Genomic DNA, 26,650 nt, shown 5'->3' on the forward strand with positions numbered 1-26,650 from the left:
TTTGGTCGACCAGCGCTTTATTCAGGCATTTGCAGCGGGCTCGGCGAGATGATCACGCCGTTGTTGTCCGCATAGATGTAATGGCCCGGGTGGAAAGTCACGCCGGCGAAGGTCACGGCAACGTTGAGATCGCCGAGCCCGCGCCTGTCGGATTTCCTCGGGTGGCTGGCGAGGGCCTGAACGCCCAGATCGGTCTGTGCGATGATATCGACGTCACGGATGCAACCGTAGATCACCAGCCCTTCCCAACCGTTTTTCGCGGCTTTCTCGGCCAGCATGTCACCCAGCAACGCATGACGCAGGGAACCGCCACCGTCTACCACCAGCACTTTGCCATTCCCCTTGAGCTCGACTTGCTCCTTGACCCGCGAGTTGTCTTCGAAGCACTTGATGGTCACGATTTCGCCACCAAAGGAATCACGGCCGCCGAAATTGCTGAACATCGGTTCCAGCACCTGCACCAGTTCCGGATAGGCATCGCACAGGTCAGGCGTGAGGTAATGGATCATCGAGAAACTCCTGTGAAGAGGAAGACAGCACGAACATCGGTGATGGCTCAGTCACGCATTGTGACCGGAACAGCTCAATGCGTCATATCTTAGCCGCAAGCCGACCGGAGCGAAATGCCCTTGTTAGAGCGTCAGGCTCAGATTGCCGCGACCAAATCCTGTTGCGCGCCCGGCAAAGGTGTCTGCTGATCAGCCAACCAGCGCGTCACCAAAGGCCAGACTTCAGCCTGGGCTGCCTTGCTGACGAGCATTTCCACGTGACCGAAATTGTCGCCGAAGCCCTGCTCGCGCCCCAGGTTGATGAATTGCTTGTGCTCGGAGCCGAACTGCTCGAACAATTTGCGACACGCCCACGCCGGGTCCTGATGATCACCCGCGGCACTGACCGCCAGCACGGGCAACTTGACCTCGGCCAAGCCTGCCCACCAGTCCTTGTCGGCATCACCGAAGCGCCCGAACAGACCAAACCAGCGCATGCTTTCCAGGGCCAGGCCGATAGGCTCGTCCTCCGGACCGCGCTTGAGCCTTGAGCCGGACAACTGGGCAAAGCGCTTGAGAATGAAGCGACCACTCCACTCCACCGGCGGAATCTTCAATGGCCAGTAGGTGCGGCTGACTTGTGTACCGAAAAACGCCGCCGAGGCCACGACCGGCTCACCGATGTACTCGCCACCCAGCGCTGCGGCCAGTGTAGTACCGCCCAGCGAGTGACCGATCCAGTGCGGCACCTGCCCGTTCTGTTCGCGCACGAACGCGCCAATGGCCGGCAGGTCATAGCGCGCGTAGTCGGCGACACGGTTCTTGCGGTAGTCGTGGTTACGCTGGGACAGGCCGTGACCGCGCATTTCCGGAATCCAGACGTCGAACCCCAGGCGAGCCAGGTAAGCGCCCAATCCCAGGCCCTTGGGAGAGAACCAGAACCGGCGATTGGAAAAGCTGCCATGCAGCAGGATCACCGGCACACCACGGGAGGACGACTCATCGGCCATGCCAAGGCGTGTCACAGCCAGTTCGACAGTGAAGTCGGGGCTGTTACCGGGTTTCAATCGATAGACATCTTCGCTCAGATCACCGCGCCGTTCGGCGCTGATCAGGGCGACAGGAAATAGGTTGCTGCTGCTTTGCATAATCTCTTGCACAAAAAAGGGCGGCATCCAGATGGAGCCCGCCCTGCTTGAATCTCAAAGGCAGCGTTCACCGACCACACTGCCAATCATTGCAGGAGCGAGCCTGCTCGCGATGGTCGCCAACGATAACGCGTTCATGCTGAAAAAACGCGCTGTTCTGCAGTCCATCGCGAGCAGGTCGGAACGCCGCACCGTCGCTCCTACAGGATCAAGCCTGCGCCTGACCCTCTGCCAGGAAGAACCAGGTTTCCAGTACGGAGTCCGGGTTCAACGATACGCTTTCAATGCCCTGCTCCATCAGCCACTTGGCCAGGTCCGGGTGGTCCGAAGGACCCTGACCGCAGATGCCGATGTATTTGCCGGCCTTGTTGCACGCGGCAATGGCATTGGCCAACAGCTTCTTCACCGCCGGATTACGCTCGTCGAACAGGTGGGCGATGATGCCGGAGTCACGGTCCAGGCCCAGGGTCAGCTGGGTCAGGTCGTTGGAACCGATGGAGAAACCGTCGAAGAACTCGAGGAACTCTTCAGCCAGGATGGCGTTGGACGGCAGTTCGCACATCATGATCACACGCAGGCCGTTCTGGCCACGGGCCAGACCGTTTTGCGCCAGCAGATCGACCACCTGGCTCGCTTCACCCAGGGTACGGACGAACGGCACCATGATTTCGACGTTGGTCAGGCCCATCTCGTTGCGCACACGCTTCAGAGCGCGGCATTCGAGCTCGAAGCAGTCGCGGAACGATTCGCTGATGTAACGCGAGGCGCCGCGGAAGCCCAGCATCGGGTTCTCTTCTTCCGGCTCGTACAGCTTGCCGCCGATCAGGTTGGCGTATTCGTTGGACTTGAAGTCCGACAGGCGCACGATGACCTTTTTCGGCCAGAACGCAGCCGCCAGGGTGCTGATGCCTTCAACCAGTTTCTCGACATAGAAGCCGACCGGATCGTCGTAACCGGCGATGCGCTTGTCGACGCTGTCCTTGATGTCCTGCGGCAGGCCGTCGTAGTTCAGCAATGCCTTGGGGTGCACGCCGATCATGCGGTTGATGATGAACTCCAGGCGGGCCAGGCCCACACCGGCGTTCGGCAGCTGCGCGAAGTCGAAGGCGCGGTCCGGGTTGCCGACGTTCATCATGATCTTGAACGGCAGCTCCGGCATAGCGTCCACGGAGTTCTTCTTGATGTCGAAGCCCAATTCGCCTTCGAAGATGAAACCGGTGTCGCCTTCAGCGCAGGAAACGGTCACGCCCTGGCCGTCTTTCAACAGCTGGGTGGCGTTGCCGCAACCCACTACCGCAGGAATACCCAGCTCACGGGCGATGATCGCCGCGTGGCAGGTACGGCCACCACGGTTGGTGACGATCGCGCTGGCGCGCTTCATGACCGGTTCCCAATCCGGGTCGGTCATGTCGGAAACCAGTACGTCGCCTGGCTGGACCTTGTCCATCTCGGACACGTCCTTGATGATGCGGACCTTGCCGGCGCCGATGCGCTGGCCAATGGCACGGCCTTCCACCAGCACGGTACCCGTCTCTTTCAACAGGTAGCGTTCCATGACGTTGGCCTGGGTGCGGCTCTTCACGGTTTCCGGACGGGCCTGCACGATGTACAGCTTGCCGTCGTCACCGTCCTTGGCCCACTCGATGTCCATCGGGCACTTGTAGTGCTTCTCGATGATCATCGCCTGCTTGGCCAACTCGCTGACTTCGGCGTCGGTCAGGCAGAAACGTGCGCGTTCAGCCTTGTCCACGTCGACGGTCTTGACCGAACGACCGGCCTTGGCCTCGTCGCCGTAGATCATCTTGATGGCCTTGCTGCCCAGGTTGCGGCGCAGGATGGCCGGACGACCGGCAGCCAGCGTGCCCTTGTGGACGTAGAACTCATCCGGGTTCACCGCGCCTTGTACGACGGTTTCACCCAGGCCGTAGGCGCCGGTGATGAACACCACGTCACGGAAGCCCGATTCGGTATCGAGGGTGAACATCACGCCGGCGGTGCCGGTTTCGGAGCGGACCATGCGCTGCACGCCAGCGGACAGGGCCACCAGCTTGTGGTCGAAGCCCTGATGCACGCGATAGGAAATGGCACGGTCGTTAAACAGCGAGGCGAACACCTCTTTGGCGGCGCGAATGACGTTTTCGACACCACGGATGTTCAGGAAGGTTTCCTGCTGGCCGGCAAAGGATGCGTCCGGCAAGTCTTCGGCGGTGGCGGAAGAACGCACGGCCACGGCCATCTCAGAGTTGCCGGCGGACAGCGTGGCGAACGCGGTACGGATTTCGGCATTCAATTTTTCAGGGAACTCGGCTTCCATGATCCATTTGCGGATCTGGGCACCGGTCTTGGCCAGGGCATTCACGTCATCGACGTCCAGGGCATCGAGCGCATCGTGAATCTGCTGATTCAGGCCGCTCAGTTCCAGGAAATCACGATAAGCCTGAGCGGTTGTGGCGAAGCCGCCGGGCACCGATACACCGGCACCTGCAAGGTTGCTGATCATCTCGCCCAGGGATGCGTTCTTGCCCCCCACATGCTCTACATCATGGACGCCGAGCTTATCGAGGGAAACTACGTACTCTACCAAGGTGATCTCTCCACTAACTGTGTTGGAAAAGCTCAGAAACCGGCTGCTTAAGTGAGCATTTGCCGGTTATATGGCCTGGACCTGGAAAATAAGTGAGAATGCGGGCCAATGGCGGCCGGCAAATCGCGCCTATCATATCCAAGATTCGTCACTAGCTTAAGGCCCAAGGTGCAAATGAAACGATCTGCTTTCTTTATCTCCGATGGTACCGGCATTACCGCCGAAACCCTGGGTCAAAGCCTTCTGGCGCAGTTCGAAAACATTACCTTCAGCAAAGTCACGCGGCCGTACATCGACAACGTGGACAAAGCGCGGGCCATGGTACAACAAATCAACAAAGCCGCCGAAACCGACGGCTTCCGTCCGATTATCTTCGACACCATCGTCAATCAGGACATTCGTGAGATTCTCGCAACCTCGAATGGTTTCATGATCGACATTTTCTCGACGTTCCTGGCGCCGCTTGAACAGGAACTGACCGAGCATTCTTCCTACACCGTGGGCAAGTCCCACTCCATCGGCGCCAACACCAATTACATGGAGCGTATCGAGGCCGTTAACTTCGCCCTCGATAACGACGACGGCGCCCGCACGCACTATTACGATAAGGCCGACCTGATACTAGTGGGCGTGTCGCGATGCGGTAAGACGCCGACGTGCCTGTACATGGCGATGCAGTTCGGCATCCGCGCAGCCAACTACCCGCTGACCGAAGACGACATGGAACGCCTGCAACTGCCTTCCGCCCTGCGCGCCCACCAGCACAAGCTGTTCGGCCTGACCATCGACCCCGACCGCCTCACCGCGATCCGCAACGAGCGCAAGCCCAACAGCCGCTATTCGAGCTACGCCCAGTGCGAGTTCGAAGTGCGTGAGGTCGAGAACCTGTTCCGCCGCGCAAACATCCCGCACATCAACTCCACGCATTTTTCCGTGGAAGAAATCTCCGCGAAGATTCTCGTGGAGAAAGGTGTGGAGCGGCGGTTCAAGTAGCTCTCCGGCGCCTGATCTACTGCTTTCGCGAGCAAGCCCGCTCCCACATTGGATTTCTGTCATACACAAATTTTGTGTTCACAGCAGATCCCCTGTGGGAGCGGGCTTGCTCGCGAAGAACGATAACGCGGTCTCCTAGATCACAAACAAATCCACAAACCGGTTCACCGCTGTCGCTTCAAGCCTCTGCTGATCCTTGCACAGCGCGAAAATCTCCTCGCTGCGCTGCCCCGCGAATCGTGTCAGCAAGTTCGCCCTGAATTTCTCCTCCAGCAACGGAATACCTTCAGCCCGACGCCGACGATGCCCAATCGGGTATTCCACGACGACGTTTTCCGTGCTCGAACCGTCCTTGAAAAACACCTGTACCGCGTTGGCAATCGAGCGTTTATCGGGCTCCAGATACTCACGGGTGAACCGCGACTCCTCAACAATCACCATTTTGTCGCGCAGCACATCGATGATCGGATGCGCCTTGTGAAAATCATCTTCGTAGTACTCGGCAACCAGATTGCCGAAAGCCAGCGGTACAGCAGTCATGTACTGGATGCAGTGATCGCGATCAGCAGCATTGGCCAGTGGGCCGACCTTGGAAATAATGCGAATCGCTGACTCGTGAGTGGTGATGACGATCCTGTCGATTTCATGCAGGCGATTGCGCACCTGCGGGTGCAGGATCACCGCCGCCTCACAGGCCGTTTGTGCATGGAACTCGGCCGGAAAACTGATCTTGAACAACACGTTTTCCATCACATAACTGCCGTACGGTCGCGAGAAACTGAACGCTCGTTTGTCTTCAGGCTTGAGCGCCAGATCATTGTTGGTGTGGCTGAACAATACGTCGTAAAACCCCCACTGCCTGGCACTCAACACACCGGGAATACCCATTTCGCCGCGCATCGCCATGTCCGCCAAACGCACGCCACGACTGGACGCATCCCCCGCCGCCCAGGATTTACGCGAACCGGCATTCGGTGCATGCCGATACGTGCGCAATGCCTGACCGTCAGCAAAGGCGTGAGACAACGCCGACAACAACTGCTCGCGATTGGCCCCCATCAGCTTGGCGGTGACTGCGGCCGAGGCCACTTTCACCAGAATGACGTGATCGAGGCCGACACGGTTGAACGAGTTTTCCAGGGCAATCACGCCTTGAATCTCGTGGGCCATGATCATCGCTTCAAGCACTGTACGCATGGTCAGCGGTGCTACGCCATTCGCCAGGTGCTTTTGTGATAAATGGTCGGCTACCGCGAGAATACCGCCGAGGTTGTCCGACGGATGCCCCCACTCCGCCGCGAGCCATGTGTCGTTGTAGTCGAGCCAGCGCACGATGCAGCCGATGTCCCACGCCGCCTTCACCGGATCGAGTCGATAACTGGTCCCAGGCACCCGGGCGCCAAACGGCACGACAGTGCCTTCTACCACTGGCCCCAAATGCTTGGTGCACTCGGGAAAACGCAGGGCCAGCAGGCCGCAACCCAAGGTATCGATCAGGCAGTTGCGCGCGGTATCCAGCGCCTCAATTGACTCGATCCTGTAGTTGAGGACGTAATCGGCAATGTCCTGCAGGACCTTGTCGTAGTCGGGGCGGTTGTTCAGGTCGACGTTGGCACTCATGTTCGATTCACTCCATGAAGTGGGTCGTTGATGGGACCTCGGCTCAGGAATCTCGGTGTATCACTGCTTTCTTGTTTTGAAATCAGATCAACTGTAGGAGCTGCCGAAGGCTGCGATCTTTTGACTTTGTTTTTTAGAATCAAGATCAAAAGATCGCAGCCTTCGGCAGCTCCTACAGGGTTTGTGTTGGTTAGAAAGAATCACCCGGTACACGAACGTACCCTTCCATCAACACCCGCGCACTGCGGCTCATGATCGCCTTGTTCACGGTCCATTCGCCATTGACCTGGCTGGCCTCGGCGCCGACGCGCAAAGTGCCGGACGGATGGCCGAAGCGCACCGCGTTGCGTTCGATACCGCCTGCCGCGAGGTTAACCAGCGTGCCGGTGATCGCTGCCGCCGTGCCGATTGCCACCGCCGCAGTCCCCATCATCGCGTGGTGCAACTTGCCCATCGACAGCGCACGCACCAGCAGGTCGACATCACCCGCCGCAATGGCTTTGCCACTGGACGATACGTAATCCGCTGGTTTGGCGACGAAGGCCACCTTCGGCGTGTGCTGCCGCTTGGCCGCTTCGTCGACGTTCGAGATCAGGCCCATGCGCAGCGCGCCGTAAGCGCGGATGGTTTCGAACATCAGCAGGGCTTTCGGATCGCCGTTGATGGCGCCTTGCAGCTCAGTGCCTTTGTAGCCGATGTCTTCGGCATTGACGAAAATCGTCGGGATGCCGGCGTTGATCAGGGTCGCCTTGAAGGTGCCGACGCCAGGTACTTCGAGGTCATCCACGAGGTTGCCGGTCGGGAACATCGAACCGCCACCGCCCTCTTCATCCGCTGCCGGATCGAGGAATTCAACCTGTACTTCGGCGGCCGGAAAGGTTACGCCGTCGAGTTCGAAGTCACCGGTTTCCTGCACTTCACCGTTGGTGATCGGCACGTGGGCGATGATGGTCTTGCTGATGTTGGCCTGCCACACGCGAACCACGGCCACGCCGTTGTGCGGGATGCGGCTGGCATCGACCAGACCGTTGCTGACGGCGAACGAACCGACTGCCGCGGTCAGGTTGCCGCAGTTGCCACTCCAGTCCACGAAAGGCTTGTCGATGGAAACCTGGCCGAACAGGTAATCGACGTCGTGATCAGCCTGGGTGCTTTTCGACAGGATCACGGTTTTGCTGGTGCTGGAGGTCGCGCCGCCCATGCCGTCGATTTGCTTGTCGTACGGATCGGGGCTGCCGATCACGCGCAGCAACAAGGCATCGCGGGCCGGGCCTGGAACCTGGGCCGCTTCAGGCAAATCCTTGAGACTGAAAAACACGCCTTTGCTGGTGCCGCCGCGCATGTAGGTGGCGGGAATTTTGATCTGCGGTGCGTGAGCCATGGTGCTCGTTACTCCTAATCCAGAAACAGACATGGGACTCAAAGTCCCATGCCTGTGCAGCGTTTTAGACGGCAACCGCCGATTCTTCGAGGAAGTCCTGGGCGAAGCGTTGCAACACGCCGCCGGCCTCGTAGATCGACACTTCTTCAGCGGTGTCGAGGCGGCAGGTCACCGGCACATCGACGCGCTCGCCGTTCTTGCGATGGATCACCAGCGTCAGCTCGGCACGCGGGGTGCGCTCACCGATGACGTCGTAGGTTTCACTGCCATCAATCGCCAGGGTATGGCGGTTGGTGCCTGGTTTGAACTCCAGCGGCAAGACGCCCATGCCCACCAGGTTGGTGCGGTGAATGCGTTCGAAGCCTTCGGCGGCAATCGCTTCGACACCGGCCAGACGCACGCCTTTTGCTGCCCAGTCGCGGGACGAACCCTGACCGTAGTCGGCACCGGCAATGATGATCAGCGGCTGCTTGCGATCCATGTAGGTCTCGATGGCTTCCCACATGCGCATCACTTTACCTTCCGGCTCGACGCGGGCCAGCGAACCTTGCTTGACCTTGCCGTCTTCCTGAACCATTTCGTTGAACAGTTTCGGGTTGGCGAAGGTCGCACGCTGCGCGGTCAGGTGGTCACCACGGTGAGTCGCGTAAGAGTTGAAGTCCTCTTCCGGCAGGCCCATTTTCGCCAGGTATTCGCCGGCGGCGCTGTCGAGCATGATGGCGTTGGATGGCGACAGGTGATCGGTGGTGATGTTGTCCGGCAGTACCGCCAGCGGGCGCATGCCCTTGAGCGGACGAGCGCCGGCCAGCGCGCCTTCCCAGTACGGCGGACGGCGGATGTAGGTGCTCATTTCACGCCAGTCGTACAGCGGCGCGACTTTCGGGCCGGTGTCTTCGTGGATGGCGAACATCGGGATGTAGACCTGGCGGAACTGCTCAGGTTTGACCGAGGCCTTCACCACCGAGTCGATTTCTTCGTCGCTCGGCCAGATGTCTTTCAGGCGGATTTCCTTGCCGTCGACCACGCCCAGCACGTCTTTTTCGATGTCGAAACGGATGGTGCCGGCGATGGCGTAAGCGACCACCAGTGGCGGCGAAGCGAGGAACGCTTGCTTGGCGTACGGATGAATCCGGCCGTCGAAGTTACGGTTGCCGGACAACACGGCAGTGGCGTACAGGTCGCGGTCGATGATCTCTTGCTGGATCACCGGGTCCAGTGCGCCGGACATGCCGTTGCAGGTGGTGCAGGCAAAGGCCACGACGCCGAAGCCGAGCTTGTCCAGCTCATCGGTCAGGCCGGCTTCGTCGAGGTACAGCGCGACGGTTTTCGAACCCGGTGCCAGGGACGATTTGACCCATGGCTTGCGGGTCAGGCCGAGCTTGTTGGCGTTGCGCGCCAGCAGGCCGGCGGCGATCACGTTGCGCGGGTTGCTGGTGTTGGTGCAGCTGGTGATGGCGGCAATGATCACCGCGCCATCCGGCATCTGGCCAGGCACGTCTTCCCATTGGCCGGAGATGCCTTTGGCCGCCAGATCCGAAACCGCGACACGGGCGTGCGGGTTGCTTGGGCCAGCCATGTTGCGCACCACCGAGGACAGGTCGAAGGTCAGGCCGCGCTCGTATTGCGCGCCCTTCAGGCTGTCGGCCCACAGGCCTGTGGTCTTGGCGTAGTTCTCGACCAACTGCACCTGCTCGTCTTCACGGCCGGTGAGCTTGAGGTAGTCGATGGTCTGCTGGTCGATGTAGAACATCGCCGCGGTGGCGCCGTATTCCGGAGCCATGTTGGAGATGGTCGCGCGGTCGCCAAGGGTCAACCTTGACGCGCCTTCGCCGAAGAACTCCAGCCATGCGCCAACCACTTTTTGCTTGCGCAGGAATTCGGTCAACGCCAGCACCATGTCGGTGGCGGTGATGCCCGGTTGCAGCTTGCCGGTCAGCTCGACGCCAACGCTTTCTGGCAGACGCATCCACGAGGCGCGGCCGAGCATCACGCTTTCGGCTTCCAGGCCACCGACACCAATGGCGATCACGCCCAGCGCATCGACGTGCGGGGTGTGGCTGTCGGTGCCGACGCAGGTGTCAGGGAACGCCACGCCGTCACGCACCTGGATCACCGGAGACATTTTCTCCAGGTTGATCTGGTGCATGATGCCGTTGCCTGGCGGGATCACGTCGACGTTCTTGAACGCCTTCTTGGTCCAGTTGATGAAGTGGAAACGGTCTTCGTTTCGACGGTCTTCGATGGCGCGGTTCTTCTCGAACGCTTCCGGATCGAAGCCACCGCGCTCGACGGCCAGGGAGTGGTCGACGATCAGTTGGGTCGGCACCACCGGGTTGACTTGCGCAGGATCGCCGCCTTGCAGGGCGATGGCGTCACGCAGGCCGGCAAGGTCGACTAAAGCGGTCTGGCCGAGAATGTCGTGGCACACCACGCGGGCCGGGAACCACGGGAAGTCGAGGTCGCGCTTGCGCTCGATGAATTGCTTCAGGGATTCGGTGAGCGTGGCCGGGTCGCAGCGACGCACAAGGTTTTCCGCCAGCACACGGGAGGTGTACGGCAGGGTGTCGTAGGCGCCAGGCTGGATCGCCTCGACTGCCGCGCGGACGTCGAAGTAATCCAGGTGGCTGCCGGGCAGCGATTTGCGGAATTCAGTGTTCATCGGTCAGGACTCGGGTCACGGTAGTTTCAAAAGGTGGGCCTGGCACAGTTCCTGAGCTGACTTCGATCGCCTGTAGGAGCTGCCGCAGGCTGCGATCTTTTGATCTTCAAAAAGCAATATCAAAAGATCGCAGCCTGCGGCAGCTCCTACAGGGTCACCGGTTCATTCAGTGACCTGTGCAGGCATTCCCACCATTCAGCGTTGTTCGATTGGTACGAACTTGCGCTGTTCAACGCCGGTGTACTCGGCGCTTGGACGGATGATGCGGTTGTTGGCTCGTTGTTCGTACACGTGTGCGGCCCAGCCGGTCAGGCGCGAGCAGACGAAGATCGGTGTGAACAACTTGGTCGGGATGCCCATGAAGTGGTACGCCGAGGCATGGTAGAAGTCGGCGTTCGGGAACAGTTTCTTCTGCTCCCACATGGTCTTGTCGATGGCCTCGGACACCGGGAACAACACCTTGTCGCCCACTTCGTCAGCGAGTTTTTTCGACCAGCCCTTGATCACTTCGTTGCGCGGATCGTTGTCCTTATAGATCGCGTGGCCGAAGCCCATGATCTTGTCCTTGCGCTCGAGCATGCCGAGGGTGCCCTTGATCGCGTCTTCCGGCGACGAGAAGCGCTCGATCATTTCCATCGCCGCTTCGTTGGCGCCGCCGTGCAGCGGACCGCGCAGCGAGCCGATGGCCGCGGTGATGCAAGAGTAAAGATCGGACAGGGTCGATGCGCAAACACGCGCGGTGAAGGTCGACGCGTTGAATTCGTGCTCTGCGTAGAGGATCAGTGAAACGTTCATCACCTTGACGTGCAGTTCACTCGGCTTCTTGCCGTGCAGCAGGTGCAGGAAGTGGCCGCCGATGGACTGCTCGTCGCTCACGCAATCGATGCGCTTGCCTTCGTGGCTGAAGCGGTACCAGTAGGTCATGATCGCCGGGAATGCAGCCAGCAGGCGGTCAGTCTTGTCGTGTTGCTCGGAGAAGTCGTTCTCCGGCTCCAGGTTGCCCAGGAACGAGCAACCGGTGCGCATCACGTCCATCGGGTGGGCGTCGGCGGGGATGCGCTCCAGCACTTCCTTGAGCGCCTGCGGCAGGTCACGCAGCTTGCTCAGCTTGGTGATGTAGGCGTTCAGTTGCGCCTTGCTCGGCAGTTCGCCGTACAGCAGCAGGTAGGCCACTTCTTCGAACTGTGCGTCAGCCGCCAGTTCACGAACGTCATAACCACGATAGGTCAGACCGGCACCCGACTGGCCCACGGTGGACAGTGCGGTTTGCCCGGCAACCTGGCCACGGAGCCCGGCGCCACTGAGTACTTTTGCTTCGGCCATTTCTGCCTCCAGTTTCTTGAATTTATTAGGGAGTTATTCGACTTACTTCTTCGCGGCGAACAACGCATCGAGCTTCTGCTCGAAGGTGTGGTAGTCGATGCGATCGTAAAGCTCCATGCGCGTCTGCATGGTGTCGATGACATTCGCCTGCGTGCCATCGCGGCGCAGCGCGGTGTAGACGTTTTCCGCGGCCTTGTTCATGGCGCGGAAGGCCGACAGCGGGTACAGCACCAGCGACACGTCGACAGCGGCGAGTTGCTCGGTGGTGTACAGCGGCGTCGCGCCGAATTCGGTGATGTTGGCCAGGATTGGCGCTTTCACGCGGCTGGCGAACAGCTTGTACATGTCCAGTTCGGTGATGGCTTCCGGGAAAATCATGTCGGCGCCGGCTTCGATGCAGGCAGCGGCGCGATCCAGGGCAGATTCCAGGCCTTCCACCGCCAGGGCGTCGGTACGGGCCATGATCACGAAGCTGTCGTCGGTACGGGCATCGACCGCCGCCTTGATGCGATCGACCATTTCCTGCTGGGTCACGATCTCTTTATTAGGACGGTGGCCGCAACGCTTGGCGCCGACCTGGTCCTCGATGTGAATCGCCGCCGCGCCGAACTTGATCATCGACTTCACGGTACGGGCCACGTTGAAGGCCGAGGAACCGAAACCGGTGTCCACGTCCACCAGCAGCGGCAGGTCGCAGACGTCGGTGATGCGGCGCACGTCGGTCAGCACGTCATCCAGACCGGTGATGCCCAGGTCCGGCAGGCCGAGGGAGCCGGCAGCCACCCCGCCACCCGACAGGTAGATCGCCTTGAAACCGGCGCGCTTGGCCAGCAGCGCGTGGTTGGCGTTGATCGCGCCGACCACTTGCAATGGATGCTCGCTGGCGACCGCATCGCGGAAACGCTGGCCTGGAGTGCTCTTGTTCAAACTCATGACTCACCTCGTTTGGCTGTCGGGTTGGCGCCGTCCTGGTAATGACGGGCGATGTTGCGTTTGGAGGCGCCGATGTGACGGCGCATCAACAACTCGGCCAGTTCACCGTCACGGTCGGCGATGGCGTCGAGAATTCGGTGGTGCTCGGCGAACGCCTGGTGTGGGCGATTGGGCGTGCTGGAAAACTTCATGCGGTACATACGCACCAGTTGATACAGCTCGCCGCAGAGCATTTGCGTCAGGGTGCGGTTACCGCTGCCCTGGATAATCCGGTAGTGGAAGTCGAAATCGCCTTCCTGCTGGTAGTAGCCTCTCCCGGCCTGAAACGCCTCATCGCGCTCGTGGGTTTCCAGGACCCGACGCAGTTCGTCGATTTCTTCGAGACTCATGCGCTCGGCGGCCAGGCGGCAGGCCATGCCTTCCAGGGATTCGCGGATTTCGTATAGCTCAATCAGTTCGGCGTGGTTGAGCGACACCACCCGTGCGCCGACATGCGGCACGCGAACCAGCAGGCGCTGGCCTTCCAGACGGTGGATGGCCTCGCGCAACGGGCCACGGCTGATGCCGTAGGTACGCGCCAGTTCCGGTTCGGAAATTTTGCTGCCCGGCGCGATATCGCCTTTGACGATAGCCGCCTGAATGCGTCGGAAGACGTTCTCGGAAAGCGTCTCCGTATCGTCTTGCGTAGAAACCGGGGGATCGAGTTGATCCAGCATATTGTCGACACCTTGAAAGCCAATGCCGTAAAAACTAACGAATACAGGCGAATCAGTCAAAGGATAAATAGATATTGTCGACAATCTTCTGATAACCGGTTGCACCACAACGAAGCAACCCGTCTATTTATAGCCACCGGCCAGCGCTGGCGCCACCAAACCACCGTGCTAGAATGCCGCCCGCATTTGTTTGTCACATCTGCACTGCCTGTCATAAAACCCTGCCAGGCATACGAGGGAGCTTGCGCAGCGATGCCAGGGCCTTGAATCAAGTCGGACCGCTGCGCACCAGGATTTATGAGACTCAAGCCCTTCCCAAGCTTCCTTTATTTACTTTGCCTGCCCGGCTTCGCAATGGGCGGGGAAAAGACCGTGTATGGCCTCAATGAGTACGCATCGCTCAATGGCATCGACCTGGAAGTGGCGGCCAAACTCGACACCGGGGCGAAAACCGCTTCCCTGAGCGCCCGGGACATCAAACGTTTCAAACGCAATGGCGAATCATGGGTGCGCTTTTACCTGGCCATCGACGCCGCCCATTCGCACCCGATCGAACGCCCGCTGGCCCGTGTCAGCAAGATCAAGCGCCGGGCCGGCGACTACGACCCGGAGGAAGGCAAGAAGTACACCGCCCGCCCGGTGATCGAACTGGATATCTGCATGGGCTCGGCCCTGCGCAGCATCGAAGTGAACCTGACCGACCGCAGCGCTTTCCAATACCCGCTACTGATTGGCTCCGAAGCGCTCAAGCGCTTCGATGCACTGGTCGACCCCAGCCTTAAATATGCTGCCGGCAAACCTGCCTGCACCACCGACGCTCATACCGCCGAGTAATTCAAATGCGCTCTCTTACCCTTCACCTGAAACTGCTGATCGCCATCCTGGTGGTGCTGGGCATTTCAGTTACGGCCTATCAGATCTTCGTGCTGGGCATCCCGGTGACCGAAGACGCCACCGACGACCTGTGGAACATCGACGCCAAGGTCGAGTTCGTCGCCAGCGCCAAGGACCCGGTCAAGATCCAGATGTTCGTGCCTCCGCTGAGCCGCGACTTCGTGAGCCTCAACGAGAGCTTCATCTCCAACAACTACGGCGTGGCGGTGAACCGGGTCGATGGCAACCGCAAGGTCACCTGGTCGGCACGCCGGGCCAAAGGCAACCAGACGCTGTATTACCGCCTGGTGCTGACCAAGCGTTATTCCGGTGAAAAAGCCAAGATCAAAGGCCCGACCTTTCGCGACAGCATGACCATCGAAGGCCCGGAAAAAATCGCCGCCGAAGCCCTGCTCGCACCGATTCGCCAGCACTCGGCCGACGTCGAAACCTTCGTCGGCGAAGCCATCAAGCGCGTCAACAACCCCAACGACGACAACGTGAAACTGCTGCTGGCCGGTGATCCTTCCGCTGCGCACAAGGCAAAAATCGTCGAGTTGCTGCTGTCCATCGCCCACGTGCCAATCGAGAAGGTCCACACCATCCGCCTGGTGGCCGACCAGCCGCAAATGCCGGAACTGTGGCTGCGCAGCTTCAACGGCACCGACTGGCTGTACTTCAACCCGGAAACCGGTGAACAGGGCCTGCCGACCGACCGCCTGCTGTGGTGGAGCGGCGACGAAAACCTGATCACCGTCGATGGCGGCAAGAAAGCCAACGTGACCTTCAGCCTGAACAACAGCGAAATGAACGCCATTCGCCTGGCCAAGCTGACCGACGAAAACACCGACGCCAACTTCCTCGAGTACTCGCTGTACGGCCTGCCACTGCAAACCCAGCAGACCTTCATGATCATGGTGATGATCCCGATCGGCGTGCTGGTGATCCTGATCCTGCGCAACCTGATCGGCATCCAGACCCTGGGCACCTTCACCCCGGTGCTGATCGCCCTGGCCTTCCGCGAAACCCAGCTCGGCTTCGGTATCATGCTGTTTACCATCATCACGGCGCTGGGCCTGTCGCTGCGCTCCTACCTCGAACACCTGAAACTGCAAATGCTGCCCAGGTTGTCGGTGGTGCTGACGTTCGTGGTGGTGCTGATTGCGGCCATCAGCCTGTTCAGCCATAAACTCGGCCTGGAACGCGGCTTGTCGGTGGCGCTGTTCCCGATGGTGATCCTGACCATGACCATCGAACGCCTGTCGATCACCTGGGAAGAACGCGGCGGTGGCCATGCCATGAAAGTGGCGATCGGCACCCTGTTCGCCGCATCCCTGGCGCACCTGATCATGACCGTGCCGGAACTGGTGTACTTCGTGTTCACTTTCCCGGCGATCCTGCTGATCCTGGTGGGCTTCATGCTGGCCATGGGTCGTTATCGCGGTTATCGCCTGACTGAACTCGTGCGTTTCAAGGCCTTCCTGAAAAAGGCTGACGCCTGATGTTCGGCCTCTGGAAGACCTGGAAGGCCCTGGAAGCCCGGGGCATCATGGGGATCAATCGGCGCAACGCAGACTACGTGCTCAAGTACAACAAGCGCAGCCTGTACCCGATCGTCGATGACAAGATCATCACCAAGGAACGCGCCATCGCCGCCGGCATTCATGTGCCGGAACTCTATGGGGTGATTTCCACCGAGAAGGAAATCGACAATCTCGAAGAGATCATCGGCGCACGCAGTGACTTCGTGATCAAGCCGGCCCAGGGCGCTGGCGGTGATGGCATCCTGGTGATCGCCGACCGCTTTGAAGGGCGTTATCGCACGGTGTCCGGCCGGATCATCAGCCATGAGGAAATCGAGCACCAGGTTTCCAGCATCCTGACCGGCCTGTACTCCCTGGGCGGTCACCGCGACCGGGCGCTGATCGAATACCGGGTGATTCCGGATCAGATCTTCAAGAGCATCAGCTATGAAGGCGTGCCGGACATCCGCATCATTGTCTTGATGGGCTACCCGGTGATGGCCATGTTGCGCCTGCCGACGCGCCAGTCCAACGGCAAGGCCAACCTGCACCAGGGCGCCATCGGTGTCGGCGTGGACCTGGCCACCGGCCTGACCCTGCGCGGCACCTGGCTGAACAACATCATCAACAAACACCCGGACACCACCAATGCAGTGGATGGCGTGCAACTGCCCTACTGGGACGGTTTCATGAAGCTCGCCGCCGGTTGTCATGAGTTGTGCGGGCTGGGCTATATCGGTGTCGACATGGTCCTGGACCAGGAAAAAGGCCCGCTGATTCTGGAGCTCAACGCCCGTCCGGGGCTGAATATCCAGATTGCCAATGACTGCGGCCTGACGCTGCGTACGCATGCGGTCGAGGCGCGGCTGGAAGACCTGAAGGCCCGTGGCGTGACCGAAACGGTCGAAGAACGCGTGGCGTTTGTGCAGGAGATGTTTGGGCATATTCCCGCGGTCGAAGGCTGATCCCTGTGGCGAGGGAGCAAGCTCCCTCGCCACAGAGTTACATTTCGGCCGTTACCAATATGCCTCTTTCCGACATCCCTCTAGGACCAAATCCTACAGAGGTCTACAATCGCCACCCCGCCTCGATGGCTGACTTCCCCCGCCCATGTTGACCTGCTCCGTACACCCGCTGCCCTATCGCGCCAACCCCGCCGAATATTTCGCGGCGATTCGCCATGCCCCTGGCGCCGTCCTGCTCGACAGTGGCCGCCCCAGCGCCGACCGCGGTCGCTATGACCTGCTCAGCGCCTGGCCACTGGAACAACTGACGGTATCGCCCGACGAAAGTGGCGACGCTTTCCTGCAACGCCTGCGCGATAACCTGACACGCCTGGGCGAAGCCACTCTGCCAGCACCTTACGAGTTGCCGTTTGCCGGTGGATTGATCGGCTACCTGAGTTACGACTTCGGCCGACATCTGGAGCGCCTGCCGAGCCAGGCCCGTGACGACCTGCAACTGCCTGACGCGCGTTTCGGTTTGTACGGCTGGGCATTGATCAGCGACCACCTGTCGCTGACCAGTCAATTGGTGTTCCACCCGACCCTGCCCGACAGCGAGTGTCAGCGCCTGATCGAGCTGTTCAACCAGCCTGCACCGCAAGAGGTCGCGCCCTTCAAACTGCTCACCCCGATGACTGCCGACTTGAGCGCCGATGAGTATCAACAGGCCATCGAGCACATCCAGCAGTACATTCAGGCCGGCGACTGTTACCAGGTCAATTTCGCCCAACGGTTTCGCGCACCCTGCCAGGGTGATTCGTGGGCCGCTTACTGCGCGCTGCGCGCTGCTTGCCCGACGCCGTTTTCCGGCTTCCAGAGCTTGCCTGATGGCAATGCCGTACTCAGCCTGTCGCCGGAGCGCTTCGTCAAAATCAGCCAGGGCCACGTGGAAACCCGCCCGATCAAGGGCACTCGCCCGCGGGGCCTGACGCCCGGGCAAGATGCCGCGAACGCCGCCGAATTGCTGGCCAGCCCCAAGGACCGCGCGGAAAACCTGATGATTGTCGATCTGCTGCGCAATGACCTCGGTCGCACCTGCCGCACCGGCTCGGTACGGGTGCCGGAACTGTTCAGCCTGGAAAGCTATCCGAACGTGCATCACCTGGTGAGCAGCGTCACCGGTGAACTGGCGGATGAGCGCGACGCTCTGGACCTGATCGCCGGCAGCTTCCCTGGCGGCTCGATTACCGGCGCGCCAAAGATTCGCGCCATGCAGATCATCGACGAACTTGAGCCGACCCGGCGCGGACTGTATTGCGGTTCGTTGTTGTATCTCGATGTGCGCGGCGAGATGGACAGCTCCATCGCCATCCGCAGTTTGCTGGTCAAGGACGGGCAGGTGTGTTGCTGGGGCGGTGGCGGGATTGTCGCGGACTCGGAGTGGCAGGCTGAGTATCAGGAGTCGATCACCAAGGTGAAGGTGTTGCTCGAAACTCTGCAGAACCTCTGAAACCCTACCCCTGTAGGAGCTGTCGAGTGAAACGAGGCTGCGATCTTTCGATTTTTTAAGATCAAGATCAAAAGATCGCAGCCTGCGGCAGCTCCTACAAGCGGTTCGAAGCCTTGATGAACTCCTGCTTCAGCGCTTCGAACGTATGCACCGCCGGGAACTGCGGGAACTGTGCAATCACGTTGTCCGGCGCATGGAACAGAATCCCGGCATCGGCCTCGCCCAGCATGGTGGTGTCGTTGTAGGAATCCCCCGCCGCGATAACCCGGTAGTAGAGGCTCTTGAAGGCCAGGACCGACTGACGCTTGGGATCTTTTTGACGCAGTTGATAGTCAGTGACTCGCCCGGTGTCGTCAGTAATCAGGCGATGGCAGAGCAAGGTCGGGAAGCCCAGTTGGCGCATCAGCGGCTGGGAGAACTCATAGAAGGTGTCCGACAGGATCACCACCTGGAAGCGCTCGCGCAGCCAGTCGACGAACTCGATGGCGCCGTCCAGCGGCTTGAGCGTGGCGATCACTTCCTGGATGTCGGAGAGCTTCAGACCGTGCTCGTCGAGAATCCGCAGGCGCTGCTTCATCAGCACGTCGTAGTCGGGAATGTCCCGGGTGGTGGCCCTGAGGGATTCGATCCCGGTTTTTTCGGCGAAGGCGATCCAGATTTCCGGAACCAGCACACCTTCAAGATCCAGACAGGCAATTTCCACAAGACACTCCCATTTGTATTGATTATTGAGTCGAGCGAGCAAAAAGATTGCCGAACTCTAGCGACTCGGGCCTGCCTGCGCAACGCAGAGGATGCCCCGGCCCGCGCAGCTTTTTGTTACCATCGACCCCATATAGAGCGCCCAGCGCCACTGACCTGTAGGAAGCCGCCCTGATGAGCCCAACGTTCGACGTCGTGGAACTCGCCACGACCTATGCCAACAAGTCCGCCCAGGACATTCTGAAACTCGCATTTGCCGAGTTCGGCGATGACCTGTGGATATCTTTCAGCGGCGCCGAGGATGTGGTGCTGGTGGACATGGCCTGGAAGCTGAACAAGAACGTCAAGGTGTTCAGCCTCGACACCGGCCGCCTGCACCCCGAGACCTACCGCTTCATCGATCAGGTGCGCGAGCACTACAAGATCGACATCGAACTGGTGTCGCCGGACTACACGAAACTTGAACCCTTCGTGAAGGAGAAAGGCCTGTTCAGTTTCTATAAGGATGGCCATGGTGAATGCTGCGGCATCCGCAAGATCGAACCGCTGCGCCGCAAGCTGTCCGGCGTGACGGCCTGGGCCACCGGCCAGCGTCGGGATCAGAGCCCCGGTACTCGCAGCGCCGTCGCGGTGATGGAAATCGACACCGCGTTCTCCACACCGGAACGCACCCTGTACAAGTTCAACCCGCTGGCACAAATGACCAGCGAAGAGATCTGGGGCTACATCCGCATGCTGGAACTGCCGTACAACAGCCTGCACGAACGCGGTTTCATCAGCATCGGCTGCGAACCCTGCACCCGCCCGGTACTGCCGAACCAGCATGAGCGCGAAGGCCGCTGGTGGTGGGAGGAAGCGACGCAGAAGGAATGCGGGCTGCATGCGGGGAATATCATCAGCAAGTCAAAAGCCTGATCCCAAGCCTTGTGAAATCCCCCTCTGTGGGAGCGAGCCTGCTCGCGATGGCCGCTCCCCGGTTTCAAGACTGGCTCAAACAGCACTAAACCTCTGCCCCAACCCCCGCTCGGCAAACTGCTCAATGACGAATTCGACAAACGCCCGGGTCTTGCCGGGCAGCAGTTTGTGTTCGGCGTAATAGATGGAGGTGTAGCCGTCGTCGATGTACCAGTCCGGCAACACCCGCTGCAACCTGCCCGACTCCAGATAGCCCGCGGCAAACGGCATGCTCACCAGCGCAATGCCCAGACCCTGCGCGGCCGTGGCGCAGGCGGCCTCGGAATCGCTCATGGTCATCCGCGCCTTGAGCGTCAACGGACTGTGTTGCTGATTGCGATGGGTCAACTGCCAGGAGCGCACTCGACCGGTTTGCGGCGAACGAATCAGAATCCCGTCATGGTGCTTGAGGTCATCTGGCTCGCTGATCGCCGCATGTGTCGCCAGGTAGTCCTGCGTAGCCACCAACACCCGATGCGCCGGACTCAGTCGGCGTGCAACCACGCCCTGGGGTAATTCGAAGCCACCGCCGATTGCCGCGTCGAAACCCTGCCCGATCAGATCGACCTGGCGATTGTCGAAGTGCCAGTCCGGGTTGATCGCCGGGAATCGTCGCAGAAACTCGCCGAGCATCGGCACAATGTACAGGCAGCCGAATACCGTCCCCATGCTGACTTTCAGGGTGCCCGCCGGCTGCCCTCCGGCGCTGGCGAGATTGGCCACGGCATTCTGGATCGTGTGCAGGCTGCCGCTGACTTCACCAAGAAACAACTGACCGGCTTCCGTCAGGGTCAGGCTGCGAGTACTGCGCTGGAACAATCTGACACCCAGGCGCGCCTCGAGTTTGGCAACGCTCTTGCCCACCGCCGCCGGTGTCAGGCTCAAGCGACGCGCCGCTTCAGCAAAGCTGCCGACCTCGGCACTGCGCACAAAGCATTCGATACTGCTGAAGGTTTCCATAGGCGCCACTATAAACCTTTGGTTTATACAGACTATCGCAATTATGGTCTACACAGCAGGTAATCCTGAATCGATACTAGGCTCCATCAACCGGGACATCTCGCCTCGGGATTTGGAGATCGACATGACTACTCAGAACCTCAGCGGCAAAGTGGCATTGATTCAAGGTGGTTCCCGCGGTATCGGCGCCGCCATCGTCAAGCGCCTGGCCGCTGAAGGCGCGACCGTTGCCTTCACTTATGTCAGTTCCACGGCCAAGGCCGAAGAACTGCAAGACAGCATCACCACCAAGGGCGGCAAGGCCCTGGCCATCAAGGCCGACAGCGCCGACGCCGACGCCATCCGCGGTGCCGTGTCCGCCACGGTAGAAGCCTTCGGTCGCCTGGATATCCTGGTCAACAATGCCGGCGTACTGGCGGTAGCACCACTGGCCGAGTTCAAACTCGAAGACTTCGACCAGACCTTGGCCATCAACGTGCGCAGCGTGTTCATCGCCACCCAGGCCGCCGCCCGGCACATGACCGAGGGTGGTCGCATCATCAACATCGGCAGCACCAACGCCGACCGCATGCCCTTCGCCGGTGGCGGCCCGTACGCCATGAGCAAATCGGCACTGGTCGGCCTGACCAAAGGCCTGGCCCGTGATCTCGGCCCGCAAGGTATCACCATCAATAACGTCCAACCGGGCCCGGTCGACACCGACATGAACCCGGCCGAGGGTGACTTTGCGGAAAGCCTGATCCCGTTGATGGCCGTGGGCCGTTACGGCAAGGCCGAAGAGATTGCCAGCTTCGTCGCCTACCTCGTCAGCCCTGAAGCCGGTTACATCACCGGGGCCAGCCTGACCATCGACGGTGGTTTCGGCGCCTGAAGCGTTAAACGCAAACCCAATGTGGGAGCGGCGGTGCGGCGATCCGACTTGCTCGCGAAAGCGGTGAATCAGACGACATCAATATTGCCTGGCACACCGCCTTCGCGAGCAAGCCCGCTCCCACATTTGCCAGTGTCGACCCGTCTTTTTTTAGCTAGGCCCATTCAAGCGCCGGCAAACCAAATGCATCCGGCACAAACGCCTTCAGCGTACGAAGAATGCCATCGGCATGTGCGTACCTGACGTCGGCCATTGCCGCATCCGGAATCGCAATCGCCGTCATCCCCGCCGCTTTCGCCGCAGTGACACCAAAGGGCGAATCCTCGAATACCAGGCAATCTTGCGGTGCAACACCCAGGCGCCGCGCCGCCGTCAGGAAAATATCCGGTGCCGGTTTGGCCGCGCCTACCTCGGGGTCATCGGCGGTGACAATGAAGTCGAACAAGGCGAACCAGTCGCGATGCAAGGTAGTTTTCTGGCCAAACGACTGGCTCGAGGAACTGGTGCCCACGGCAATGGGAATATTGTTGGCTTTCAAATGCCGTACCAGCTCCTGTGCGCCGGGCATTGCCTGTGCTGTAGGAAAACGCTCGCGCATCAGCGGCTCGCGGATCACCAGGAACTCTTGCGCCGTGATCGGCAAGTCCAGCGCTTGAACCACATAGCGCGCCAGATCGCCCGCGCCCCGGCCAATGATGTTCTGTTTGATGCTCCAGTCGAACGTCCGGCCGTAACGCGCGGCAATGATGGACGTGACTTCGGTGTAGATGCCCTCTGTATCCAGCAACAGACCGTCCATATCGAAAATCACGGCCCTGATCGGGCCGAATGCTTTCAGTGGTGCATTCATCGCATCTGATCCGTTTTCTAAGGCATCCGGGGCAGCTCAGGTACGGCCGATGCCCTATGGATTAAAGGATTCAGCAGCATAGCGAGCGCCGCCGGTCCAGGGCAATGATCAAATCCCGTTCGACGCCCAATGGTCCTCCGCGATTAAGCGAATCGCCCTACAGCAAGCGCCACCTTTCCCGACTTCTTTCCTTGCCGATCCCCCGCAGAGTTTCGCGCTCCACACTCCGCCAAGCGAAAGACAGCAGATGTTCGATCCCCAAGAGGTATTGGCATGCCCCGCCAGCGGCTCCCTGACACTTGGCTCCGGCAGGCATGAACGCCACGAGGACGCCTCCAGACAGGCGAAAAACCCCAACGGCGACAGCGCCGACACCATCGAGCGCACTGCCACCCACAACGGCACAGTGTCGATGGTTACCGGCGAAGGACTGCTGCCCCTGACCGACGGCACCCTCGACGGGATCCTACCCTTCGATTTCACCCGCCTCTACCGCACCAGTGCCGTCGAAATCGACAACGGCCTCGGTTTTGGCTGGAGCAATTCGCTGTCCCAGCACCTGGAACTCCACGGCGAGCAAGTGCTGTGGATCGACCCCGAAAACCGTCGCACGCCGTTTCCACGACCAACGACGGTGCGCCCGGTGATCCACAACAGCCTGTCGCGGGCGACGATTTACCTCGGGGGGAAGCCGGACGAACTGATCCTCGCCCTGGCCGGCGACCGCGCGCGGTTCTACCACTTTCATGACGGCCGGCTCAGCGCGATCAGCGACGCCTACGGCAACCGCCTGACGGTGCAACGGGACCGCTGTGACCGGATCCAGCGCCTGGACAACGGCGCCGACCGCGCCTTATTGCTGCGTTACGACCTCAAGCACCTGGTGGCCGTCGACTACCAGGTGCTTCAGCGCGGCGACCCCGAGGTGAACACCTGGCGCACCGAACAGACCCTGGTCAGTTACCGCTACGACGCCCGCCAGCGCTTGATCGAGGCAACCAACGCCGCAGGTGAAAGCGAACGCTATGACTACGACGAACGGCACGTCATCCTGCAACGGCAACTGGCCGGCGGTGCGAGCTTCTTCTGGGCGTGGGAACGCTCCGGCAAAGCAGTCCGCTGCATCCATCATTGGGCGTCGTTTATGCAGATGGAGGCGCGTTACGCCTGGGACGATCAAGGCGGCGTGACGGTGAACAACGCCGACGGCAGCGAAGAGATTTACGTTCATGACGATCGCGCACGGTTGGTGCGCCAGGTCGGGCCCGACGGCGCAGAGCTGCACAAGGCCTACGACGATCAGGGCCACCTGATCGCCGAGCAGGACGCCCTCGGTGCCGTCACCGAATACCAGTATGACGAAGTCGGCCGGTTGGTCGCGCAGCTTGCGCCCGATGAGACGCCCATGTCCTGTGACTATCGCCACGGTTTCCTGCGCACACTCACCCGTGGTCAGGCGACGTGGACCTGTCAGCGCAATGCCCGGGGTGACATCACTGCCGTCTCCGATCCCGACGGGCAGATCACTCGCTATATCTACGACCCGCAGGGGCGCTTGCTGACAATTCGATTCCCCGACCAGAGCGGTCACCGGTTTGTCTGGAACGCCTTGGGGCAACTGTTGGAGGAGATCTTGCCGGACGGTGCCCTGCGATCCTTTTCCTACGATGTGCTGGGCCGGCGGATTACCCGGCAGGACGAACACGGTACCGTCACCGGCTATGAGTCAGACGCCGCGGGACGACTGATCAGGACCACGCTGCCCACCGGTGCCTGCCGAGCCTATCGCTACAACGCCTATGGCCAGGTCACCGCCGAAACCGACGAACTGGGACGGGTAACCCGTTACGAATACGCCGACGACCTGCACTTGGTCAGCCGTCGGATCAATCCCGACGGCAGCGCACTGAAGTACGGCTACGACCATGCGCAACTGTTGCTCACCGAGATCGAAAACGAGGTCGGCGACACCTATCGGCTGGACTACACGCCCGGCGGATTGATCCGACAGGAAACCGGCTTCGATGGCCGTCGTACCGCGTATGCGTATGACGGTAATGGCCGGTTGCTGGAAAAAACCGAGTTCGGCGACGACGGTTCGCAACTCGTCACACAGTACCAACGTGACAGCACCGGGCGCTTATTGCTAAAGACCCTGCCCGACGGGATCAAGGTCGAGTACCACCACGACAACTGTGGGCGACTGGTTGGCGTCGATGACGGTCAGGACCATCCGCTGGCGTTCGAGTACGACCGCCAGGGCCGGCTGATCACCGAGCATCAGGGTTGGGGCACCCTGCATTACGGCTACGATGCCTGCGGCCGGCTCAAGCGGCTGCGCCTGCCGGACGACTGTGTCCTTGTTTACCACCACGCCAAGGGGGGCGTCCTCACTGCCATCGATCTCAATGGCACGCGCCTGACCAGCCACCGCTTTGTCCGCGGGCGCGAACAGCAACGCCAACAGGGTCTGCTGCTCAGCGATTACGCCTACGACGAGCAGGGCCGCTTGCAGGTCCATACGGTCAGCCAAAAGCAACGACCGCTGTACCACCGCGAGTATGCCTACAGCGCCAAGGGTAATCTGCTGCAGATTGCCGACAGCCGTCAGGGCCAACGCCACTATCAATACGATTCGCTCGACCGCCTGACCGGCGTACGCCACGCCCGCGACCAGTTCGCCGAGAATTTCACCCATGACCCGGCCGACAACCTGCTGATCCACGGCCGTCCGGGCCCGTTCGTGCTCCAGGGCAACCGCCTGCACCGCCATTGCGACAGCCACTACGTCTACGACGCCTTCGGCAACCTGATCCGTGAACGCCGCGGTATGCCGCCCCAGGTCACCCAATACACCTACGACAGCCAGCACCGCCTGATTGGCGTCAACACCCCGGACGGTAAAAGTGTCAGCTACCGCTACGACGCCTTCGGTCGGCGCATCCGCAAAACCGTCGACGGCCAGACCACGCAACTCTTCTGGCAAGGCGACCAGCTCATCGCCGAAAGCGCTCCCTGGCACTACCGCAGCTACGTTTACGAACCCGGCAGCTTCCGCCCGCTGGCGCTGCTCGACGGCAAGGGCCAGGCAGACGTCCGCCCGTTCTACTACCAACTCGACCATCTCGGCACCCCGCAGGAACTGACCAGCTACGATGGCGCCATCGTCTGGTCGACGAAATACACCGCCCACGGCAAACTCCGCGAAGTGAGCGACGGCGAGCGACTCGAACAACCGCTACGGTTCCAGGGGCAATACTTCGACGCAGAGAGCGGCCTTCACTACAACCGCCATCGCTACTACCATCCCGACATCGGTCGCTATCTGACGCAGGATCCGGTCAAGCTGGCCGGTGGGTTGAACCCCTATCGGTACACCCGGAACCCGACGGGGTGGTTGGACCCACTGGGGCTGGGCGGGAATTGTCCGCGGGCGTACAAGCCAGGATGCTCGGCGCCGTATGAGGAAGGAGGGGTAAAAGTTGATGAGGGAGAGCCTGATGCGCCCTCTCCAGAACGTTCAAATAAATACGTGCTTCACGGAGACTCACGGGAGCTCCGGGAAATGTTTTCAACCGGGTTTGAATCCCTCGGACCGACGCCTTAACGAAGCAATCG

The 26,650-nt window shown here is 60.6% G+C and carries 20 protein-coding genes; 8 read left to right on the top strand and 12 right to left on the bottom strand.

The window, feature by feature from the left end:
• Nucleotides 1-17: 17 nt before the first annotated feature.
• The 3 genes from rraA to ppsA form a co-directional block, all read right to left on the bottom strand.
• Nucleotides 18-506, bottom strand: a complete 489-nt coding sequence (gene rraA / locus ACM6IT_RS05730; RefSeq protein ID WP_177336456.1) for a ribonuclease E activity regulator RraA — start codon at nucleotides 504-506, stop codon at nucleotides 18-20.
• Between the two features lie 140 nt (nucleotides 507-646).
• The gene (locus ACM6IT_RS05735; protein WP_414917684.1) at nucleotides 647-1,636 is read right to left on the bottom strand and encodes an alpha/beta fold hydrolase; all 990 of its coding nucleotides are present in this window, start codon (nucleotides 1,634-1,636) and stop codon (nucleotides 647-649) included.
• A gap of 208 nt (nucleotides 1,637-1,844) precedes the next feature.
• A complete protein-coding gene (gene ppsA, locus ACM6IT_RS05740; protein WP_414917685.1) occupies nucleotides 1,845-4,220 on the bottom strand; it encodes a phosphoenolpyruvate synthase in 2,376 nt (791 codons plus the stop codon).
• Between the two features lie 174 nt (nucleotides 4,221-4,394).
• On the opposite strand from ppsA, the gene ACM6IT_RS05745 reads away from it, so the two are divergent.
• Nucleotides 4,395-5,213, top strand: coding sequence for a pyruvate, water dikinase regulatory protein (locus tag ACM6IT_RS05745; RefSeq protein WP_056721900.1), 819 nt, complete (start codon nucleotides 4,395-4,397; stop codon nucleotides 5,211-5,213).
• Between the two features lie 135 nt (nucleotides 5,214-5,348).
• Here ACM6IT_RS05745 and prpD read toward each other — a convergent pair whose 3' ends face one another.
• The 6 genes from prpD to ACM6IT_RS05775 all read right to left on the bottom strand — a co-directional run bounded on the left by prpD (nucleotide 5,349) and on the right by ACM6IT_RS05775 (nucleotide 13,845).
• Nucleotides 5,349-6,833 (bottom strand): 2-methylcitrate dehydratase, encoded by a 1,485-nt coding sequence (gene prpD / locus ACM6IT_RS05750; RefSeq protein ID WP_414917686.1) that lies wholly within the window; start codon nucleotides 6,831-6,833, stop codon nucleotides 5,349-5,351.
• A 190-nt stretch (nucleotides 6,834-7,023) separates the two neighbouring features.
• Nucleotides 7,024-8,214: a 2-methylaconitate cis-trans isomerase PrpF gene (gene prpF / locus ACM6IT_RS05755; RefSeq protein WP_414914676.1), complete on the bottom strand. Its 1,191-nt coding sequence runs from the start codon at nucleotides 8,212-8,214 to the stop codon at nucleotides 7,024-7,026.
• Nucleotides 8,215-8,278: 64 nt separating this feature from the next.
• Entirely contained in the window at nucleotides 8,279-10,873 is a 2,595-nt protein-coding gene (gene acnD / locus ACM6IT_RS05760; protein ID WP_414914675.1) for a Fe/S-dependent 2-methylisocitrate dehydratase AcnD, read from the bottom strand.
• A gap of 195 nt (nucleotides 10,874-11,068) precedes the next feature.
• On the bottom strand, nucleotides 11,069-12,196 hold the full coding sequence (gene prpC / locus ACM6IT_RS05765; RefSeq protein WP_320402378.1) for a 2-methylcitrate synthase: 1,128 nt from the start codon (nucleotides 12,194-12,196) through the stop codon (nucleotides 11,069-11,071).
• Between the two features lie 42 nt (nucleotides 12,197-12,238).
• Nucleotides 12,239-13,129, bottom strand: a complete 891-nt coding sequence (prpB, locus tag ACM6IT_RS05770; RefSeq protein ID WP_007971535.1) for a methylisocitrate lyase — start codon at nucleotides 13,127-13,129, stop codon at nucleotides 12,239-12,241.
• On the bottom strand, nucleotides 13,126-13,845 hold the full coding sequence (locus tag ACM6IT_RS05775; RefSeq protein WP_056721891.1) for a GntR family transcriptional regulator: 720 nt from the start codon (nucleotides 13,843-13,845) through the stop codon (nucleotides 13,126-13,128). Before ACM6IT_RS05775 ends, prpB begins: the two co-directional genes overlap by 4 nt.
• Before the next feature lie 297 nt (nucleotides 13,846-14,142).
• Here ACM6IT_RS05775 and ACM6IT_RS05780 point away from each other — a divergent pair, with 297 nt between their 5' ends.
• The 4 genes from ACM6IT_RS05780 (at nucleotide 14,143) to pabB (ending at nucleotide 18,695) form a co-directional block, all read left to right on the top strand.
• On the top strand, nucleotides 14,143-14,679 hold the full coding sequence (locus ACM6IT_RS05780; protein WP_414914674.1) for an ATP-dependent zinc protease: 537 nt from the start codon (nucleotides 14,143-14,145) through the stop codon (nucleotides 14,677-14,679).
• A gap of 5 nt (nucleotides 14,680-14,684) precedes the next feature.
• Complete coding sequence (locus tag ACM6IT_RS05785) at nucleotides 14,685-16,220, top strand: inactive transglutaminase family protein (RefSeq protein ID WP_056721888.1); 1,536 nt, start codon at nucleotides 14,685-14,687, stop codon at nucleotides 16,218-16,220.
• On the top strand, nucleotides 16,220-17,206 hold the full coding sequence (locus ACM6IT_RS05790; RefSeq protein ID WP_056721886.1) for an alpha-L-glutamate ligase-like protein: 987 nt from the start codon (nucleotides 16,220-16,222) through the stop codon (nucleotides 17,204-17,206). The genes ACM6IT_RS05785 and ACM6IT_RS05790 overlap by 1 nt, the downstream gene beginning before the upstream one ends.
• Before the next feature lie 145 nt (nucleotides 17,207-17,351).
• Nucleotides 17,352-18,695, top strand: a complete 1,344-nt coding sequence (gene pabB, locus ACM6IT_RS05795) for an aminodeoxychorismate synthase component I (RefSeq protein WP_414914673.1) — start codon at nucleotides 17,352-17,354, stop codon at nucleotides 18,693-18,695.
• Between the two features lie 94 nt (nucleotides 18,696-18,789).
• On the opposite strand, the gene thrH is transcribed toward pabB, so the two are convergent.
• On the bottom strand, nucleotides 18,790-19,398 hold the full coding sequence (gene thrH, locus ACM6IT_RS05800; protein ID WP_056721882.1) for a bifunctional phosphoserine phosphatase/homoserine phosphotransferase ThrH: 609 nt from the start codon (nucleotides 19,396-19,398) through the stop codon (nucleotides 18,790-18,792).
• Nucleotides 19,399-19,571: 173 nt separating this feature from the next.
• Between thrH and ACM6IT_RS05805 the strand changes: the two genes are divergently transcribed.
• The gene (locus ACM6IT_RS05805; protein ID WP_057715715.1) at nucleotides 19,572-20,312 is read left to right on the top strand and encodes a phosphoadenylyl-sulfate reductase; all 741 of its coding nucleotides are present in this window, start codon (nucleotides 19,572-19,574) and stop codon (nucleotides 20,310-20,312) included.
• A gap of 75 nt (nucleotides 20,313-20,387) precedes the next feature.
• Here ACM6IT_RS05805 and ACM6IT_RS05810 read toward each other — a convergent pair whose 3' ends face one another.
• Nucleotides 20,388-21,311, bottom strand: coding sequence for a LysR substrate-binding domain-containing protein (locus ACM6IT_RS05810; protein ID WP_414914672.1), 924 nt, complete (start codon nucleotides 21,309-21,311; stop codon nucleotides 20,388-20,390).
• Between the two features lie 124 nt (nucleotides 21,312-21,435).
• Between ACM6IT_RS05810 and ACM6IT_RS05815 the strand changes: the two genes are divergently transcribed.
• Complete coding sequence (locus ACM6IT_RS05815; protein WP_056721876.1) at nucleotides 21,436-22,182, top strand: 3-oxoacyl-ACP reductase family protein; 747 nt, start codon at nucleotides 21,436-21,438, stop codon at nucleotides 22,180-22,182.
• 154 nt (nucleotides 22,183-22,336) lie between these two features.
• Here the strand turns inward: ACM6IT_RS05815 and ACM6IT_RS05820 are convergent, their stop codons facing one another.
• Nucleotides 22,337-23,032 (bottom strand): HAD-IA family hydrolase, encoded by a 696-nt coding sequence (locus ACM6IT_RS05820; RefSeq protein WP_414917687.1) that lies wholly within the window; start codon nucleotides 23,030-23,032, stop codon nucleotides 22,337-22,339.
• Between the two features lie 412 nt (nucleotides 23,033-23,444).
• Here ACM6IT_RS05820 and ACM6IT_RS05825 point away from each other — a divergent pair, with 412 nt between their 5' ends.
• Nucleotides 23,445-26,639 carry an RHS repeat-associated core domain-containing protein gene (locus tag ACM6IT_RS05825; RefSeq protein ID WP_414917689.1) on the top strand — a complete coding sequence of 1,065 codons (3,195 nt, stop codon included), beginning with the start codon at nucleotides 23,445-23,447 and terminating at the stop codon, nucleotides 26,637-26,639.
• Nucleotides 26,640-26,650 lie beyond the last annotated feature (11 nt).

It is taken from the genome of Pseudomonas sp. IT-P4 (assembly GCF_949767755.1).
GTDB classification, from domain to species: domain Bacteria; phylum Pseudomonadota; class Gammaproteobacteria; order Pseudomonadales; family Pseudomonadaceae; genus Aquipseudomonas; species Aquipseudomonas monachiensis.

Excerpts from the sequence above, each read along its gene's own strand:
- ACM6IT_RS05735 (WP_414917684.1), bottom strand. The coding sequence starts at position 1,636 with ATGCAAAGCAGCAGCAACCTATTTCCTGTCGCCCTGATCAGCGCCGAA.
- ACM6IT_RS05745 (WP_056721900.1), top strand. The coding sequence starts at position 4,395 with ATGAAACGATCTGCTTTCTTTATCTCCGATGGTACCGGCATTACCGCC.
- prpD (WP_414917686.1), bottom strand. The coding sequence starts at position 6,833 with ATGAGTGCCAACGTCGACCTGAACAACCGCCCCGACTACGACAAGGTC.
- prpF (WP_414914676.1), bottom strand. The coding sequence starts at position 8,214 with ATGGCTCACGCACCGCAGATCAAAATTCCCGCCACCTACATGCGCGGC.
- acnD (WP_414914675.1), bottom strand. The coding sequence starts at position 10,873 with ATGAACACTGAATTCCGCAAATCGCTGCCCGGCAGCCACCTGGATTAC.
- prpC (WP_320402378.1), bottom strand. The coding sequence starts at position 12,196 with ATGGCCGAAGCAAAAGTACTCAGTGGCGCCGGGCTCCGTGGCCAGGTT.
- prpB (WP_007971535.1), bottom strand. The coding sequence starts at position 13,129 with ATGAGTTTGAACAAGAGCACTCCAGGCCAGCGTTTCCGCGATGCGGTC.
- ACM6IT_RS05775 (WP_056721891.1), bottom strand. The coding sequence starts at position 13,845 with ATGCTGGATCAACTCGATCCCCCGGTTTCTACGCAAGACGATACGGAG.
- ACM6IT_RS05780 (WP_414914674.1), top strand. The coding sequence starts at position 14,143 with ATGAGACTCAAGCCCTTCCCAAGCTTCCTTTATTTACTTTGCCTGCCC.
- ACM6IT_RS05785 (WP_056721888.1), top strand. The coding sequence starts at position 14,685 with ATGCGCTCTCTTACCCTTCACCTGAAACTGCTGATCGCCATCCTGGTG.
- ACM6IT_RS05790 (WP_056721886.1), top strand. The coding sequence starts at position 16,220 with ATGTTCGGCCTCTGGAAGACCTGGAAGGCCCTGGAAGCCCGGGGCATC.
- pabB (WP_414914673.1), top strand. The coding sequence starts at position 17,352 with ATGTTGACCTGCTCCGTACACCCGCTGCCCTATCGCGCCAACCCCGCC.
- ACM6IT_RS05805 (WP_057715715.1), top strand. The coding sequence starts at position 19,572 with ATGAGCCCAACGTTCGACGTCGTGGAACTCGCCACGACCTATGCCAAC.
- ACM6IT_RS05810 (WP_414914672.1), bottom strand. The coding sequence starts at position 21,311 with ATGGAAACCTTCAGCAGTATCGAATGCTTTGTGCGCAGTGCCGAGGTC.
- ACM6IT_RS05815 (WP_056721876.1), top strand. The coding sequence starts at position 21,436 with ATGACTACTCAGAACCTCAGCGGCAAAGTGGCATTGATTCAAGGTGGT.
- ACM6IT_RS05820 (WP_414917687.1), bottom strand. The coding sequence starts at position 23,032 with ATGAATGCACCACTGAAAGCATTCGGCCCGATCAGGGCCGTGATTTTC.
- ACM6IT_RS05825 (WP_414917689.1), top strand. The coding sequence starts at position 23,445 with ATGGTTACCGGCGAAGGACTGCTGCCCCTGACCGACGGCACCCTCGAC.